Genomic DNA, 16,795 nt, shown 5'->3' with positions numbered 1-16,795 from the left:
CTGACGGATCAGTTGCGCGGTATGTGGCTGCTGGGTGGGTCAAAGGTTGAGAAAAAGACGCGCCTCGCGCCGCGGCAGGTGCGGCCATGAAACGCCTGCATACCCTGATGCTGCTCGGCCCACTGCTTCTCTCCGGTTGCGGTGGTGCGAAGGAAGCGCCCTCTGCTCGAGATGATGCCCAGTGGGATCAGGCCATGACAGCAGGGCAGGATTCCTTTGATCTTGGCCGATATAGCGTGGCGATAACCCAGTATCGGAAAGCGGCAGATCTGGCCCTGATGCGTGATGATGGGAATGCTGCGGCTGAGGCTGGCTACAATCTGGCGGTTGCTCAGCTTGCGGCAGACCAGCCTGCGGATGCAGTGCGCACGGTGCAGGCCGCCCGGCAGGCAGCGAGTGTCCGGGGAGAGAGCGCACGCGCCGCATTTGATCTGGTAGAAGCAGCAGCCGACTACCGCCTGAAGCAGTATGCTCAGTCCGTTGCTCTGGCAGAACAGGCCATGAGCGCGTCTGACCCCGCTTTGGCCAGCCGTGCAGCCTTTGTCGCGGGGCTCTCCGCTGATGAGGGGGGAGATGCAGCAGGCCTGCAAAGGGCCAATGCGTATCTGCAAGGCATGAAGCCACCGCTTTCGCGCTCCATGCAGGCAGACAAGGCCGAGATTGCGGCGCGGGTTCTGTTGGTGTCCAACCCGGTACAAGCGGCCCAGCTTGCACAGAACGCGGCAGATCTGCGGCGGGATGATGCCTCTTATCGGGATATGTCACGCGCCTTGGCGCTGGCGGCCACCGCAACGGAGCGGGCCGGAGATCACCAGAAAGCGGCTGCCCTTTGGGCGCGGGCTGCACAAAGTGCGGCCACTCAGGCAAATGCCGCTGGTAAAGTGGATGCAGCAACAGTGGCCCATGGTGCGCTGGCCAAGGGCGGCACCCGCACGGCAGAAACGGATGCCGAACAGTGGGCTCGTCTGGCGGGCGGAGCTTCCCTGCATCCGTTTGAGGCTGACGACACCAAGCAATAGAAAGCGCGCAGCACTCAGTCGCTTTTGTCATCGCTCCTACTTTCTCGCGCCTTGTCAGGATGGGAGCGATAACAAGCCTTTTTTAAAACGATGGCATTAAGCGTCTGGCTGAGAGCGTTGATGTACGCACTGGCCGTTCACCCACGTTGCTTCTACGCAGCGGTCGTCTCCCAGTGTCATCAGCACAAACAGCATGTCCGCAACAGTTTTGCTTTCACGGGTACGCAGGGCCAGCAGTGGGGTGGCCTGAGGGTCCAGCACGCACAGATCAGCTTCCATGCCGGGCGCAATACTGCCAATCCGGTCTTCCAGATGCAGAGCTTCTGCCCCCCCTCGGGTCGCCAGCCAGAAGGCCTGAATAGCGTGGAGCCGTTGAGGCGAGGCCATGAGGGAGACCTTGTAGGCTTCTCCCATGGTTGCCAGCAGGGAAAGGCTGGTGCCAGCGCCCACATCCGTTCCTAGCCCAACATGCACGGGGCGCTTGGCGGCTTTGGCATCAAACAGTCGGAACAGACCGCTTCCTAAAAAAAAGTTGGATGTTGGGCAATGGGCTAGTGCGCAGCCGGTATCATGGCAATGCTGGAAGTCATGCTCATGCAGATGGATGCCATGACCGAAGATGGCGCGCGGGCCAACCAGACCGGCTTTATCATACACATCCAGATAGGAACTACTGTTGGGGAAGAGGCGCGCAACGGTGGCGATCTCTTCCCGGTTTTCGGAAAGGTGGGTCTGCATGAACAGATCATCCCGGCTACGGTAGAGGTCTCCCGCCAGTTCAAGCTGTTCTGGTGTGCTGGTAATGGCAAAACGGGGGGTTATGGCGTAAAGCTGCCGCCCTTTGCCATGCCAGCGTTCAATCAGGGTGCGGGACTGTTCATACCCGGTAAGGGCGGTATCACGCAGGGTATCGGGCGCGTTGCGGTCCATCAGCACTTTGCCGGCAATCATGCGGGTGCCAAGCCGCTCAGACTCTTCAAAGAATGCCTCAACGGATTCAGGGTGTACCGTGCAATACACAGCGGCGGTGGTGGTGCCGTTGCGCAGCAGTTCGGAAAGAAAGGATTTGGCAACCGCTTGTGCCACCTGCTTGTCTGAAAACCGGGACTCTGCCGGGAAAACATATTGTTGCAGCCAGGCCAGCAGTTCTTCCCCCCAGGATGCGATAACGGGCAGTTGGGGATAATGAACATGGCTGTCTACAAACCCGGCGCTGATCAACTTGCCGGGATAATGCGTAACGGAAACGCCAGCAGGCAGGAAGGAGCGGGTTTGGCTGTATGGTCCGCAATGCGTGATCTTGCCATCCGTAATCAGGATCAGGCCGTCCTCTTCCACATGAAGCGCTTCTTCCGGTTCGGTCAGGAAAGGATTGGCGCGAAACGAGAGAACGCACCCGCGTAAAGCGGCGTGACGGGCAGAGGCAGGCATACAGGCTCCTGGATAATCAAAGAGGGTAAGGTGTGATCTCACTCTTGTTACGCGGGTTTTCGCAACGGTTCCATGCGTAAATGGCCGGAGCCGCGCAAAAGCTGCGGGTGTATCACCATGCCTGCGCGTGGCCATGGCGGGAACATGGCGGCTCCGGCACGGGAAGAGCGGACATGAAGAGCTTATGGCAGCGGTTGAAAGAGAAACGCGAGGCAAAACAGGAAGCCCGCTACACCAAGCTGGATGAACTTCCTCCGTCAGCAGGGGGAGGGCAGAAGGGTGAGAAGAAAATTCATTTCACAACCAAGGAAGCCGTCAAGCGCTTCCGGGCGCATGCGCTGGTTGAAGAAAAAAGCCACCGTGATGTGGTGCGCGTCGGGCTGCGGGATAGTGTCTGGACAGACCTCTACCATCACGCGCTGACTGCAAGCTGGGCTGCTTTTACCTACACCGCTGTTATTTCCTATTTTTTGATCAATCTGTTTTTTGCCGTGCTGTACTGGTTTGCGCCAGAACAGGTGACAGGGGACGGACAGCACACCCTGCTTTCCCTGTTTTTCTTTAGTGTGCAGACCCTCTCCACCGTGGGGTATGGGGGCATGGCCCCCGTTGGTTTGTATGCTGATACAGTTGTCTCGTTTGAAGTGCTGGTGGGCATGATGATCAACGCGCTGGCAACCGGGGTTGTCTTTGCCCGTTTTGCTCGGCCGCGTGCGCGTATCATGTTTAGCAACACCGCTGTTATCAGTAATGAAAACGGTGTTCCCGCTCTGTGTATCCGGATTGCCAATTTGCGGATTAGCGTGATTTTGTCCGTAGATGTTGAAATTGCGCTCTCACGTCTGGTTGTGAGCGAAAATGGTCACCTGGTGCGGCGGTTTGATCAACTGCTTCTGGTGCAGTCACACGTACCCGTTTTACGGTTTGCCTTTGTGATGGCGCATGTGATCGGGCCAGAAAGTCCGTTGCATGGCAAGACAGTTGCGGAACTTGAGCACGAAGAAGCTGAAATTGTGGTGACAGTAACCGGAACGGATGAAGCCTTGGGTCAGACCGTCTTCGCCCGGACGGCCTACCGCTTTGACCGCGTGCGCCATAACCATCGGTTTGTGGATATTGTTGCATCGCGCCCGGATGGTCGCATTGCTGTGGATTACACGCGTTTTCACGATATTGAAGAGCACTGATGTGTGGTGATTTATCAAAGATGTAGGGTGGAAAGGGCCGTTTTCGTTTCTGTATCTCTTTACTGAGTATTGACAGTATTCTTCAAGAGAGGGAGGCATAATGCGGCAGGCCTCCCTCTTTTTGCCACTTAGGCCTCTTTGAAGAGGCTCATTTCGGCCATTTGAAGGCTTGCTGAAAGATATAAAACAGAGCACGCGAATGTAAGGCGCCCGCCCTTTTACGGCATGGCTTTGCTGTACAGCATCATTTTCTTAAATTGAGGTGCGTAGAATCCTGATGCCTAGGGTATTTTCTGGGCAGAAGGAACATGAAAGCGTCTTGTGGTGTCAAGAAAAACGGCATTTTGAGCTAGTTCCTTGCGCATGACTTCCAGGCTACTGACGGCGCGGGTCAGTTCAAGGTGCGTTGAAAGATTTTTTTCTTTCAGTGTCGCGGCCAGAAGTTTTTCCAGAGCATCAGAGGCCGTTTGCGCAGGCGTGAGGGAATACCCACGTAGATGCGCAATGGCGTGCAGAACAGCACGCAAAGGCTGTGTCAGTTCTGGCGGTAAATCCTTGTAAGCCAGAACATGATGCAGCCGCAGGACCAGTAAACCGACAGACATGAGCCCCATGGCCCCCGCCAGATAGGCTTCCGTTACGGCATCCGGTTTTGAGCCAGCATGACGGATGATCTGCGCCAGTCTGCCACCAGAGCGTGCAATCCAGTCAGATGTAGAAAAAGCCGTTTCAGAGGCAGCAAGAGCACGGAGATCCCTCACCAGTTTGCGGCGGATACGCCACCGCTCAGCCGCAGCATCAAAGGGAAGCACCAGCCGGAACGCCCACACGCCCAGCCCAATGCCAAACACCACGGCAGGCGTTGTGTTGAACCACATGATCTCATCCATGCGGGTGTGATTTGCCGGGCCAACCATAAACGGCAGAAAATTGTTATAGGCGGCAGCGGTGCCCGTAGCGTTTGGCGCACGGAGGGCTAACCCGCCAACCAGCATGGGAAAAAACAGAGACGCCAGCAATGTTTCATTACTGGCCTGTTCTGGCAAAACCCAGAAGACCAGAAAGAAGGATACAAAAGCAGCCCATAGGGCCCCTTTCAGAAAGCCGCTGGACGCCTGAACCGGGTTTTCAAAAGAGGAAAAACGGGTGCTGGTAACAGCCACAAACATGGCAACGGTCGAACCCTCAGGCCATGCTGTTATCTCCCATAACAGGCCGCCTATACAGATGGCGGCTGCGGAGCGCAGGCCGTTGTTCAGGGCGAGTGTGAAATCCTTTTCTGGGTGACGGTCAAAACGGAAGTGATCTTTGGAAACGGGCGTTTGCGTGGCAATAAAATGCGCAAGCGCAATATCCAGTTCCAAAAGCAGTTTGGCCAATGCGGCTTCCAGAATACGGCTTTCCAGCAAGTCCCGCATGGCCTGTGTCGGATGGTCTGACTGAATCCTGAGCTGTTCAAACGCGATCAGATCATCAACGGACCGTTGCAGGCAATCTGTGCGGTAGCGGGTAAATTCCTGCCGGATGGCGATAGCGGCCCCAACAGGGTTATCACTCTTGATCTGGTTTGGAACCTGACTGAGTAACAGAGACAGTTTGCGAAGCAGGGTTTGGAAAGTGTCAGGAAGCGGGGCTGCGGCCTGCATATGAATGTGTAGTGTAAGGCCGCGGGAGAGAAACGTGGAAATGGCCCCAAGTGCGGCACGCGCGTGATCTCCTGCGTGAGAATGCGGCCCCATTTCGATATCACTGAACTCGGTTTGATCCGCCAGTGATGGTATGCTCCCCATGAGGGCCTGTGAGCGAAACAGTCCGTCCTGCTGGCCCAGCAGAAGGTCTGTCATACTACGGCAGGCCCCGCACAACGCATCCTGAAGCCGCGTGCATATTTCCTGTTTGGCTACACGATCAAGCCGTGGCGCAAATAACAAGGCCAAAGCGCTCTCGCACAGAATACCCAGCGTAATATAGGTGGTGCGGGAGAGCGCGATCATGAACACATTGTCAGGCTGGTTGGCAGCGCTCAGTACAATAATGGTGCAGGTAAAGGCAATGAGAACCAGCGCATAGGAGCGGAAGTTTCGCAAAAACGTGGCATAGGCGCAGCACAGGCCTGCCCCAAAGGCAAGGCTGGGAAACAGTAACCACGGGCTTTGAGGAAAAGCGGCCAGAAACGTAACGCCAGCAATAGCACCGATGCAGGTGCCGGTAAGACGCCACTTGGCTTTTGATAGACTTTGCCCGCGAGAGTTCTGCGCCACAATCCAAGCCGTCATGGGAGCCCATTGAGGGCTGTCCATTTCCATCCACAGGGCAATCGTCAATGCCAGTAATGCTGCGCATGTTGTTCTGACGGCAAAACCAAGATTGCTGGGAGAAGGGGCAACAAGCCATGCCAAAGGGGCTGTTTCTGGCAAACCTTTCAGGCCATCGGTTGCTTTGATGATCCATGTCCGCAAACGCAGGGGCAGGCGCTTAGAGAAAGAAAATGCGTACACGAACCAATCAGTCCTCCTTCCTGTTGTTATAACAGAAAAGTGAGTGCCCGGCGCATATTAAAATAGTTTTTCAAAAACGAGGGAATTTCAAAATAGGGGGCGGCAGATCTGAAAGGGTATTTCACGTTTGCCGGTGTAAAAACAACGCGCCTGCAAAAAATACGTTACGGGCGCAACTATTCAGGCGCGTTGTTCTGATAGACTTTCAAGTGCTGCTTCACACAGCACGGTAAGGCTTGGACGCATCAAGGAATACCGCGTTGGCATCCAGCTCATGTGAGACCACAATCAGATAGGCAATTGCGCGTGTCAGTTCGATACGGGTGGTGATGTTGGGTTCTACGGCTTCAATGCGTCGCAACGTTTGTGTGGCAATGCGGGCAGAGCGGGCAGTGCGGCCGTATTTACCGGTAAAACGGCTCATCCGCTGCATGACCAGTTCAATGGGGCGGCGGGCTGAGGGGGGTATCTGGTTGCGTTCCAGCAGAACGCGCAGGCGGATGATGTTCAGCCCGATGGTCATGGCGGCAAGTGTGCCTTGCAGGCAGCCTTCAATGGTGGGGCTGGGGGTAGGGCCTGCGTGGCGGATCAGCCGGGCAAAGCGGTCAATATTGCGGCCAATCCAGTCCCGTGTTTGCGGTATGGGCTCGGCGGAGGCCAACGTGCGAAGGTCTCGCAGCAGTGTGCGCCGCATGCGCCACCGTTCCGCACCGCTGTTAAAGGGCAGAATGGCACGGAACACGATAACCGCAAACGCCACCCCAAGCAGCACAGCGGCTGTGGAGTTGAACCATGCAACCTCATTCTGTCGGCCCTGGTTGAGAGGATGCACAAAGTTGGGCAGCAGAAGGGTGTAGGCGGCGGAATGCAGGGCGGTTGCCGCATTACGGGCAGCCAGTCCACCCGCAATCATGGGTAGGGCAAGAGTGGCCACCAGCATTTCATAATCTGCCTGAGTTGGCAGGATCCAGAATACCAGAAAGAAGGACACAAAAGCCGCCCATAGACCTCCAACCATGAACTGGGTGGTGGCAACAACCGGGTTTTCCCGCGTGGCGAACAGGCCGCACACAATGGCGACAAACGTGATAAAGCCCAGCCCCGCGGGCCACGCCGTGACCTCCCACACCAAGCCCGCAGCCGCAATGGCCACGGTGGCGCGGATACCGTTATATGCAGCTTCACGTTTATCAACGTGAGATTGTAAACGAAAATGGAAGTGATCCCCCCGGATCACATGCTGGCTGGCATCATATTCCCGAATGGCCTGCTCCAGCTCGCCCAGAAGCTCATCCAGCGCATTGTGCAGGATACGGCCATCCAGCAGAACCTGAATGTTTTCAGCCGTGCGTTGCTCATACGGTGTGCTGATTTCAGCCGTCAGGGCATCGACAATCTGCTGCCGACATCCGGCGCGCAGAAGCTGAAGATCACGCAGCAGCGTCTGGACCGTCTCATCTGTTTCAAGTTGAGGGGCCAACCCCGTCAGAAAGGTGCTGACCCGCGTGGCTGTTTCCCGAAAGGCGGCCTGATCTGTATCCAGCCATTGCAGGCGTACGGCCATGCCCAGCCCGCGTGATAGCAGGACGGAAACGGCGGCCAGCGCGGCGCGGGCGTGATCTCCCTCATGCCCGTGCGGACCCATTTCCACTTCTGAAAATTCGATCTGGTCATTGATGGACAGCAGCGGGCCGAACATGGCGCGGGACTGCACCAAAGCTTCATCATCACCAGACAACAGGCTTGCGACAGAGTTCGAGACGTTCCCCAACGCGGTGCGTAGCTTATCACGGATGTTTTTCCGGGCGGTGGCGGCCAGATTATGTGCGAACAACCCCGCCACAGCACTTTCACAGACAATGCCCAGCACAATGTATGTGGCGCGGGACATGGCCGTCATGAACACGTTGGCGGGGTTGGGGATGGCCCCAATGGCGATAATGGCGCAGGTATAACCGGCCAGAACCAGCGCGTAGGAGCGGAAATTGCGCACAATGGTAGCCAAAGTGCAGCAGACACCTACCCAGATGGCCAGTGCCGGGAAGAAAAGCCACGCCTGCTGGATGAAGGCGGAAATCAGGGTGATGGACATCACCACCCCTATTGCCGTGCCTACCAGACGCCACCGTGCTTTGGAAAGACTTTCCCCGCGTGAACCCTGCGCCACAATCCAGACGGTCATGGCGGCCCATTGCGGGTCATCCAGTTCCATCCACAAAGCGATGACCAGAGCAATCAGCGCGGCTGCGGTGGTGCGTACAGCAAAGCCCACAGCGGAGAGGGATGGCGCGAACAGCCATTGCAGACGCCCTGCGCCCTGCTGCCCGGGCCGCCGGAGGGGGCGGAAATGGCGCAGGGGGCCAATGCGATCAAGAAGGAAGAGCGGAAGGCTTGGCAAAGCGGATACTTTACTGGCTACGGCTGGAAGGTGCGTGTCTGAGAAGGAAAGTAGCGCGATTCCCGAAAATTTCCTTGTAGTGTCAGATGCATATCAGCCAACCGGCTTCTTACGGTCTGCCGCAGGATGGTCTAGCTATCGCGTTTATAGCTCTCGCATATGTCTGCTATTTGGTCCATGATGAAATGCGCTGGTAGGTGCGGAAGCGTTCTACCGGGCAACGGGTGCAGAAATACAGACAAGCGGAGAAAGTCTAGATGTCCGATTTCCTTTCTAACCTGGTTGGCAAGGTGGAAAGCGCGCTGGGGGTGGATTTGCAGGGCGCACTGCAACAGCAGCTTCAAAAACTGCTCCAGCCGGAAAACCTTCAGGCTATTCTGGCACAGGCTGATCAGGCCGGGCTGGGTGACAAGGTGCGTTCCTGGATTGGGCATGGCGAAAACCTGCCAGCTACGACGGATGAAATCCGTGAAATTCTAGGTAGCTCTGTTGTGCATGATCTGGTAGCCCGTACTGGCCTGCCGGCTGATACCGTGCTGACCACGCTCTCGCACTATCTGCCGGAAGCTGTGGATAAAACCACACCCGCAGGTGAAGTTCCTGCCGAGGTGCCCCCCGCCAAGGAAGCCTGAAAAACATCTGCCGTCCGCTTTTAAAGCGATGGGCGGCAAGGACCGTTCTCAAGGTCTGAAAAGCAGGGGCCTCTCGCGCTACGGCTTCCCGTCGATACGATCTTTCCAAGGGGGGATGGTGCCCTTCTTGCGTGGGGTGAGGGAGCCGATAGGGCCTGTTTTGGTGCCGCGTATGAAAAAGCTGGGAGTTCTTCTCCTGAGAGGGGAGAGTGATGTCGGAGGACGTATCCTAAATGGGTAGGGACGGCCCGGTCGAATTCAGAAGGTGCGTTTGTCTTCATATTCCGTTATGATGATGAGATGAACCTAGGCGAGCGTATTACCCGAGTGGATAGCTGGCTGCTGGATGATGTGTGCCAGCCTCTGGCTGACCGTCTGCCCGAGCGGCTTCCTGCTCTTGAAGTGGGCATGAGCTTTCAGTTGGGCTCCCTCCTGTTTTCGGCTGTTTCCATCATCGCGGTTTTTGTTCTTGGCGGCATGATGGACTTCACCAACATGGCCTTCAATGTGCTGGTGTGGTGCCTGTGTGTAACGTTCTTCATCGGGCTGAGCCGCATGCGCGTGCTGGTCAAGCCGGGGCGGCCTAATCCTTTCCGTTACATGTTGCAGGGGGTGCGGCTGGTTTCCATTCCGTTCACCCTGTATGTGCTGTATCAGGCATCCACGACACCGCCGCCTTTTCGCATCGCTATGTGGTTCAATGCGCTCTCCAATCTTGTGTTTGTTGTGGGGCTGTATTTCATTTCCTGTCAGCCGCGACCGCCGAAGGCCCGCGCGCGGGAAGATATCTGGGCCAGAGCGCATCTGCGTGAGGTTGGCACGGGTTAGGGCGCAAACACCGTTCTCATTCAAGGAAGGCCGCACAGAGGTGCGGCTTTTTTTGTGCCTGCTGACAGGCGCTTGATCCGGCGCGTCCAATGCCTGTGCGGTTCTCAGGAAAATGAGGGGCTGAAACGATCTGCCATGTTGGGGAGGGCTTTTCGTGGCGGAATCCTTTGGGTTTTTCGTTCTGATGGCCACCGTGCCAAGCTGTCACGTTCGCTTTCTTAGCCTCAAAAATTTCTTGCCAACCCACAATGCCTTCTGACGTTTTGGAAGATCTCTAAGGCAGGATCGTAAGAGGCAAAGCGCGCGTCGGAGAGGTGGGGGCGGTCCAATCTGCTGGCAGAAAGCGCGCGTTGGCAACGGTGGGAAAGAAAACTGCTCTGACGCTGCTATGCCCTTGCATAGAGGTTTCCTCGTCCGTGCGTGGGTACAGCGTCTTGGGCTGTTTTTCCGGGATGAGAATTAGGCAAAGAAAAAGCCGGGATACCATAATGGTCTCGGCTTTTTGGTCTGCTGCTAGGGCTGTTCCGCTGTGGGTGGCGGCTCAGGGGTTGTCCTGATCGTGCTCGCCTTGGGCAATGCGGGCCTGTGCGGCCCCACGCCACGGGGCATCCTTGGGGGCGGCGTCCAGTGCTTTGCGGAACAGAGCGAGAGCCTCTGGCGTTACGTGGCCGTTTGCGCGGGTAAGAGCTTCCCCGGTGCGGGCGGCAATTTCGGGGTCAAAGCTCAGATCGAGCGCATGCTGCCACGCCGCTGCGGCTTCTGCATAATGTTCGCGAGAGGCTTCAGCCTGCCCCAGAAGCAGGTAACCCTGCCGCAGATTGGGGTCGTCCGCTGGCAACTGCGCCAGTGTCTGCTTCAGTTTGTTCAGAATGGTGTCATTCTTGGTGTTCTGCTCATGCTGTGCCACCAGACGCGGGCCAAGAGGCTGGGCTGGTAGGGATGGCACACCGTTGGTCAGATAAAGCCCTACGGCCACCAGGGGAATAAGCCCAAGCGCGACCCAGACCAAAGCGGGAGAAATGGCGTCCGCTGCCTCTGCCGGTGCGGTATCCGCCACCAGAATGCGGCGCTGGATTTCCAGGCGGGCAATATCATGTTCGGCTGGGGCAATCAGGCCGATGGCAAGATCACGGTCAATTTCAGAAAGCTGGGCTTCGTGCAGGGCGAGGGCCGCGCTGCGTTCATCCCGCACCTGCCGGGTGCGCCGCCACAGCGGTATGGCCGCGGGGGCCAGAGCCAGCAGGCTTAACAGGGCAATGGAGAGCCAGATCATGCGCTCAGTCCTTTGTCAGCTTGGCCAGACGGGCCTTTTCTTCGTCTGAAAGCGGGGGCGGAGCCGCAGGGGCAGCGGCACGGCGGCGATAGGCAAAGAATGCCAGTGTCAGGCCAAGCAGCAGGGCCAGAACCGGCATGCTCCATAACAGCAGAGTGCCAACAGAAAGCGGCGGGCTGAGGCGGATGAAGTTGCCGTAGCGGTCCACCATCCAATCCATGATCTGCTTGTTGGTTTCGCCCTTGGCCACATGTTCACGCACCACGCGACGGAGGTCCCGCGCCAGTCCTGCACTGCTGTCTTCAATCGATTCATTCTGACAGACAAGGCACCGCAACTGGGAGCCAATGGCTTCCGCGCGGGATTCCTGTTTGGGGTCCGGCAGCATTTCGGAGGGATCATCCACCGCCATCACCAGAGCCGGGGCCAGCAGCACACTCAGGCCGATCAGAAACGCCGGGACAAGGCGGCGCAGGGAGGTCAGGCGCGGGCGGCTCATGCTGTTTTCAGCTTTTCAAGCAGAGGGGCGAGTGTGTTGCGGATGGTATCAACATCCAGTGGAGAGGCCGTGTGCCAGCGGATAATGCCGCCGGGGCCAATCAGGAAGGTTTCAGGCACACCCGAAATACCCCATTCGATCCCCACGCGGCCTTCATGATCGCTACCCAGACGGGTGAAGGGGTTACCGGAATGTTTCAGGAAGTTGGCGGCGTTTTCAGGCCGGTCCTTGTAGGCAATGCCCCAGAGGGTCACATCGTCTTTCAGGCTCATCAGTGTAGGCATTTCAGCCAGACACGGAATGCACCAGGAGGCAAAGAAGTTCACCAGAACCGGCTTGGTCAGACTGCGCAGATCCTGTGCGCTAAAGCCCTCGCCGGGCGGCTGGTCTGGCAGGGTGAAGTCTGGCACCGGGCGGTTGAGCACCGGCGCATTGATGTCATGCGGATTGAAGGAGCCATGCTGCATGCCCGCCAGCATTTTCCAGAACCCCACACCCAGCACGGCAGCCCCGGCCAGAGGCAGGCCCATCATCAGCCGTCGGCGGGTGAGGTTCTCGTTTTGAGGGGAGGTGCTCATGCTGCTGTTACCGTTTCTGCGGAAAGTTTGGCACGGCGGGGCGCGCCCACGCGCATGCGGCGGTCAGACAGGGAAAGCGCACCGCCAATGGCCATGACCAATGCCCCCAGCCACATCCATGGAGCCAGCGGATTGTAATGCAGCCGCAACACGTATGTGGGGGCGGCATCCGTGCCGTGCTTATCACCTAACACACCATACAGATCGGCCAGCAGATTGGTGTGGATGGACACTTCCGTGGTGGTCTGGTTCTGGCTGTTGAAGCTGCGTTTTGAGGGATGCATCACGGTCACAAGTTTGCCGTGGTGGCGGATTTCAATGGTGGCAACAAGGGCGGAATAGTTGGGGCCGGGCTCCTGCGTTACGTTGGTCAGGGTCCAGTCATAGCCCGCAAGATGCTCGGTGGTGCCCACTGGCACTTCCACAATTTTATGCTGGGCCTGAGACATAGCTGCCAGCCCCAGCACGGTGATGCCCACACCGGCATGAGCAAGAGCCGTGCCAAAAATGGAGCGGGGCAGCATGCGGGCGCGTTGCAGGCTGCCAGCCAGCGGCATACGGAACAGGCGCACGCGCTCTGTAATATCCGTAACGCTGGCGGCAATGATCCATACCGCGACACCACAGGAGAGCACAGGCAGCAGACCGGACACACCAAACGCGGCCACCAGAAACGCAATGGCGGTGACAATGGCGGCCAGCCAGAGCCGCTGGAGCACCGGCCATAACTGCGCGCGCTTCCAGGGCAGCATCGGGCCAAAGCCCATGAAGATGAACAGGGGCAGCGCCAACGGAATGGTGGTGGCATCAAAGAACGGTTTACCAACAGAAATAGTGCGGTCAAACAGCAGGGACATGAAGGGCGGATACATGGTGCCGGTGACAACCACTGCACAGATGGAGCACAGCAGGATGTTGTTCAGCACCAGAGCCCCTTCACGCGAGACCGGGGCGAACAGGCCACCCGCCGTGAGCGATGGTGCCCGATAGGCGAACAGCGCCAGAGAGCCGCCGATGACCAGCGCCAGAAGCCCCAGAATGAAGATGCCGCGGGCCGGATCATTAGCGAAGGCATGCACGGAATTCAGAATGCCCGAGCGCACAAGGAAGGTGCCGGACAGAGAGAATGAGAACGTGGCGATGGCCAGCAGAACGGTCCAGATTTTCAGCCCCTCACGCTTTTCCACCACAATGGCGGAGTGAATCAGCGCGGTGCCGGACAGCCAGGGAATGAGGGATGCGTTTTCCACCGGGTCCCAGAACCAGTAGCCACCCCAGCCGAGCACGTAATAGGACCACCAGGAACCAAGGGCGATCCCGCATGTCAGGAAGCACCATGCCGCCACGGCCCATGGGCGCACCCAACGGCCCCATGCGGCATCCACCCGGCCTTCCATCAGCGCGGCGATGGCGAACGCGAAAGGCACCGCAAACCCCACGTAACCCGTGTAGAGAATGGGCGGGTGGAAGGCGAGGCCGGGATCCTGCAACAGGGGGTTCATGCCCTGTCCATCCATGGGGGCTGGCCACACGCGGGCAAATGGGTCTGACGTGGTCAGGCAGAACAGTTCAAACCCGGCGGCGACGGCACCCAGAACGGCAATGACGCGCGCCCGCAGGGCAGAGGGAAGGTTCCGCCCGAAGGCCGCAACCGCCGCGCCACAAACGCCCAGAATAAGCGCCCAGAGAAGCACTGAGCCTTCATGGTTGCCCCATACACCGGTGATTTTATACAGAAGCGGTTTGGTGACAGCGCTGTTTGCCGCCACGTTCTGCACGGAAAAATCATCCGTAACAGCAGCGTTCACAAGACATAGGAAGGACACCACAAGGGCAAAAAGCTGACCAAGGGCAAGCCCCGGTGCCAGCATCATCACACGTCTATCCCGCCGATGTGCGCCAATCAGAGGCAGGATGCCCTGTGCAGCAGCAAAAATACAGGCAAGTGCCAGGGCATAATGTCCGAGTTCGGGGCTCAGCATATCAGGGGGGTGACTCCCGGTGTTCTGGGTAACGGTATGAAAAGAAGGGCTTAGTTGGTGGAGGGCGCTGCGTGTTCTTTGGGAGAAAGATCTTTTTTCGCGTCCTGCACGGTCATGCTGTTCCAGCTTGCGGCACTGGGTGGCGGCCCGAAGCGGGGGTCCCATTTGCCTGACTTCTTGAGGGCTTCGGCTACTTCCTTGGGCATGTAGGTCTCATCATGCTTGGCAAGAACCTCGCTGGCCACAAAGCCCTCCTTCTGCATGGTGCCCACGGCCACAACGCTCTGCCCCTCCCGGAACAGATCAGGCAGAATGCCTTCATACCGCACGGTTACGGCGGCCTGCCCATCGGTTACGTCAAAACGGGCAACGGGTGTTTCACCGTGCTTTTCACGTTTGACAGAGCCAGCCACCACCATGCCGCCCAGCCGCACGGTGCGGTCAGCCGGTGGCGGTTTGGTTGCAACCTGAGAGGGCGTGACAAAAAACACGATATCGGAGGAAAACGCCCGGAGCATCAGGGCCGCGGCGGCTCCAAGGCAGGCAACGCAGGCAATGATAAGCCAGAGGCGGCGGGTCTTGCGGGTCATGGAGTAAGGGGGGCTCCTGAAGGCCGGGAGGAAGTGCGTTCAAGCGTGGCAAGCCGGGCACGGGCTTTTTTGAGGCGCAGGGCCGCACCAACGGACAGCACAAGCGCCATGCCAGCAAACAGCCCGTAGCTGGCAAGAATATAAGGAAGGTGTGTCATGCAGCGCCTCCACGGCGGCGGGGGCTGGAGAGCAGGCTGCGGATACGGTTTTCCATGACAGCCGCGCGCAGGCGCGCCACCACGATGGCAGCAAACCCAAGAGAAATGCCGATCATGGAAAGAGCCAGCGGCCACAGCATGCTGCTGGACATGGTGGGGGCACCTGTCAGCGTGATGCTGTCTGGCTGGTGCAGAGTGTTCCACCACTGCACACTGAACTTGATGATGGGCAGATCAACCGCGCCAGCCAAAGCCAGAATGGCGGCGGCCCGGTAGCCACGCTGCGGATCATCAAATGCGCGGATCAGGGCAATATGGCCCAGATACAGGAAAAACAGCACCAGCACGGAGGTCAGCCGGGCATCCCACACCCACCAGGTGCCCCACATGGGTTTACCCCACAGGGAGCCCGTGGCCAGACAGAGTGCGGTAATGCACGCGCCTACCGGCCCGATCTCCACGGCTGCGAGGTCTGCCAGTGGATGCCGCCAGACAAGCGAGAGCAGGCCGCACACTGCCAGCGCCGCATAGCCGCTGGATGCCAGAATGGCGGCGGGCACATGCACATACATGATGCGCACGGAATCGCCCTGCTGCCAGTCAGCCGGAGAATAGAACAGTCCCCACCCAAGCCCTGCGAGGGTGAAGAGCAGCGCGGTCCATGTCAGCCAGGGCTGGATGCGTGCGCCCAGCTTCAGAAACCGGCCGGGATTGGCATACCGGTGAAAGAAACTACCAGTACGCGCGACAAGGGTCGGTGAGGCGCTCAAATGTCAGTCCGTTTCGTGTGTCACAACCAGATGAGCCGCAACATCATCCGGCTGTATGGGGGGCGCGGATAAGTGTGCTCGGGCTCTCTCCTATATCATTATAAGCCTCTTGACACGAGGCCGTTGTTCATGGGCGTCCTGCCTCTACAACACAACGGAGGAAGACATGCTGTTTGCCATCATCTGTACAGACCGCCCCGGCGCGCTTGAAACGCGTATGGCCACGCGGGAACAGCATCTGGCGTTTCTGGAGCAGTATAAGGCACGTATTCAGTTTGGCGGGCCGCAACTGGATATTAATGGCAAGCCTTGCGGTAGCCTGATTCTGATAGACGTAAAGGACCGTGCGGAAGCCGAAGGTTTTGCCGCAGCAGATCCCTATGCAAAGGTTAATCTGTTTGAAAGCGTGATTGTGCGCCCGTTGCGGACTGTGTTCCGTGATGGCGCGCTGGCGGAATAGCCATGGCCTTCTGGTTGGTGAAAAGCGAGCCTGACGCCTTTAGCTGGGACGAGCAGGTTGCGAACGATGTCGAACCCTGGACCGGGGTTCGGAACCATCAGGCCAAGAAAAATCTTGCCGCCATGAGGGTGGGAGACCGCGCGTTTTTCTATCACTCCAACGTGCAGCGGGCCATTGTGGGTGTGGTTGAAATTGTGCGTGAAGCCTATCCGGACCCCACGGCGGAAAGCGGGGCCTGGGTCTGTGTGGATGTCAAGGCCGTTGGCCCCATGCCTCGGCCCGTTACACTGGCGGAGATCAAGCAGAGCCCTGAACTGGAAGAACTGGCCCTAGTCAGGCAGTCCCGGCTCTCTGTCTGTCCGGTGTCCGAGGCGCACTGGCTGGTATTGTGCCAGATGGGCGGCTGGCAGGAGCCAGCCTGACAGGCTGTGCCTATTATCCGTTAAGCCATAAAAAAGGCGGCCCGTGCGAGGCCGCCTTTTTTAACGCCGG

At 58.2% G+C, this 16,795-nt stretch carries 16 protein-coding genes; 6 read left to right on the top strand and 10 right to left on the bottom strand.

From position 1 onward, the window contains the following. Positions 1 to 86 precede the first annotated feature (86 nt). Positions 87 to 1,019 (top strand): hypothetical protein, encoded by a 933-nt coding sequence (locus tag AD944_RS05705; protein ID WP_045542328.1) that lies wholly within the window; start codon positions 87 to 89, stop codon positions 1,017 to 1,019. A gap of 96 nt (positions 1,020 to 1,115) precedes the next feature. Here the strand turns inward: AD944_RS05705 and guaD are convergent, their stop codons facing one another. Then, on the bottom strand, positions 1,116 to 2,450 hold the full coding sequence (guaD, locus tag AD944_RS05700; RefSeq protein ID WP_045542347.1) for a guanine deaminase: 1,335 nt from the start codon (positions 2,448 to 2,450) through the stop codon (positions 1,116 to 1,118). Between the two features lie 173 nt (positions 2,451 to 2,623). Here guaD and AD944_RS05695 point away from each other — a divergent pair, with 173 nt between their 5' ends. Then, positions 2,624 to 3,637 (top strand): ion channel, encoded by a 1,014-nt coding sequence (locus AD944_RS05695; RefSeq protein ID WP_035377604.1) that lies wholly within the window; start codon positions 2,624 to 2,626, stop codon positions 3,635 to 3,637. A gap of 281 nt (positions 3,638 to 3,918) precedes the next feature. Here the strand turns inward: AD944_RS05695 and AD944_RS05690 are convergent, their stop codons facing one another. Together AD944_RS05690 and AD944_RS05685 are read right to left on the bottom strand one after the other, a co-directional pair. Beyond that, positions 3,919 to 6,096: an FUSC family protein gene (locus AD944_RS05690; RefSeq protein WP_306310202.1), complete on the bottom strand. Its 2,178-nt coding sequence runs from the start codon at positions 6,094 to 6,096 to the stop codon at positions 3,919 to 3,921. A gap of 256 nt (positions 6,097 to 6,352) precedes the next feature. Next, on the bottom strand, positions 6,353 to 8,533 hold the full coding sequence (locus AD944_RS05685; RefSeq protein WP_035377607.1) for an FUSC family protein: 2,181 nt from the start codon (positions 8,531 to 8,533) through the stop codon (positions 6,353 to 6,355). Between the two features lie 257 nt (positions 8,534 to 8,790). Between AD944_RS05685 and AD944_RS05680 the strand changes: the two genes are divergently transcribed. Then, on the top strand, positions 8,791 to 9,165 hold the full coding sequence (locus tag AD944_RS05680; protein WP_035377610.1) for a YidB family protein: 375 nt from the start codon (positions 8,791 to 8,793) through the stop codon (positions 9,163 to 9,165). Between the two features lie 300 nt (positions 9,166 to 9,465). Continuing rightward, positions 9,466 to 9,993, top strand: a complete 528-nt coding sequence (locus AD944_RS05675) for a hypothetical protein (protein WP_035377612.1) — start codon at positions 9,466 to 9,468, stop codon at positions 9,991 to 9,993. Positions 9,994 to 10,534: 541 nt separating this feature from the next. Here the strand turns inward: AD944_RS05675 and ccmI are convergent. The 7 genes from ccmI to AD944_RS05635 are packed head-to-tail and all read right to left on the bottom strand — an operon-like array spanning position 10,535 to position 15,843. Beyond that, a complete protein-coding gene (ccmI, locus tag AD944_RS05660; protein WP_006557268.1) occupies positions 10,535 to 11,266 on the bottom strand; it encodes a c-type cytochrome biogenesis protein CcmI in 732 nt (243 codons plus the stop codon). A 4-nt stretch (positions 11,267 to 11,270) separates the two neighbouring features. Beyond that, complete coding sequence (locus tag AD944_RS05655; RefSeq protein ID WP_006557269.1) at positions 11,271 to 11,765, bottom strand: cytochrome c-type biogenesis protein; 495 nt, start codon at positions 11,763 to 11,765, stop codon at positions 11,271 to 11,273. Further along, complete coding sequence (locus tag AD944_RS05650; protein ID WP_045542325.1) at positions 11,762 to 12,343, bottom strand: DsbE family thiol:disulfide interchange protein; 582 nt, start codon at positions 12,341 to 12,343, stop codon at positions 11,762 to 11,764. The genes AD944_RS05655 and AD944_RS05650 overlap by 4 nt, the downstream gene beginning before the upstream one ends. Beyond that, complete coding sequence (locus AD944_RS05645; RefSeq protein ID WP_045542324.1) at positions 12,340 to 14,325, bottom strand: heme lyase CcmF/NrfE family subunit; 1,986 nt, start codon at positions 14,323 to 14,325, stop codon at positions 12,340 to 12,342. Before AD944_RS05645 ends, AD944_RS05650 begins: the two co-directional genes overlap by 4 nt. A 50-nt stretch (positions 14,326 to 14,375) precedes the next feature. Then, positions 14,376 to 14,915 carry a cytochrome c maturation protein CcmE gene (ccmE, locus tag AD944_RS05640; RefSeq protein WP_045542323.1) on the bottom strand — a complete coding sequence of 180 codons (540 nt, stop codon included), beginning with the start codon at positions 14,913 to 14,915 and terminating at the stop codon, positions 14,376 to 14,378. Beyond that, on the bottom strand, positions 14,912 to 15,073 hold the full coding sequence (locus AD944_RS16305; RefSeq protein WP_006557273.1) for a heme exporter protein CcmD: 162 nt from the start codon (positions 15,071 to 15,073) through the stop codon (positions 14,912 to 14,914). The genes ccmE and AD944_RS16305 overlap by 4 nt, the downstream gene beginning before the upstream one ends. Then, the gene (locus tag AD944_RS05635; RefSeq protein ID WP_006557274.1) at positions 15,070 to 15,843 is read right to left on the bottom strand and encodes a heme ABC transporter permease; all 774 of its coding nucleotides are present in this window, start codon (positions 15,841 to 15,843) and stop codon (positions 15,070 to 15,072) included. The genes AD944_RS16305 and AD944_RS05635 overlap by 4 nt, the downstream gene beginning before the upstream one ends. Before the next feature lie 166 nt (positions 15,844 to 16,009). On the opposite strand from AD944_RS05635, the gene AD944_RS05630 reads away from it, so the two are divergent. Together AD944_RS05630 and AD944_RS05625 are read left to right on the top strand one after the other, a co-directional pair. Next, a complete protein-coding gene (locus tag AD944_RS05630; RefSeq protein ID WP_035377627.1) occupies positions 16,010 to 16,303 on the top strand; it encodes a YciI family protein in 294 nt (97 codons plus the stop codon). A 2-nt stretch (positions 16,304 to 16,305) separates the two neighbouring features. Continuing rightward, on the top strand, positions 16,306 to 16,725 hold the full coding sequence (locus tag AD944_RS05625; protein ID WP_045542322.1) for an EVE domain-containing protein: 420 nt from the start codon (positions 16,306 to 16,308) through the stop codon (positions 16,723 to 16,725). Positions 16,726 to 16,795 lie beyond the last annotated feature (70 nt).

Origin of the sequence: Acetobacter tropicalis (assembly GCF_001580915.1) — a bacterium.
Lineage (GTDB): Bacteria > Pseudomonadota > Alphaproteobacteria > Acetobacterales > Acetobacteraceae > Acetobacter > Acetobacter tropicalis.
Note: the sequence above shows the minus strand (reverse complement) of the source record. Positions and strands in the feature narration are given on the sequence as shown.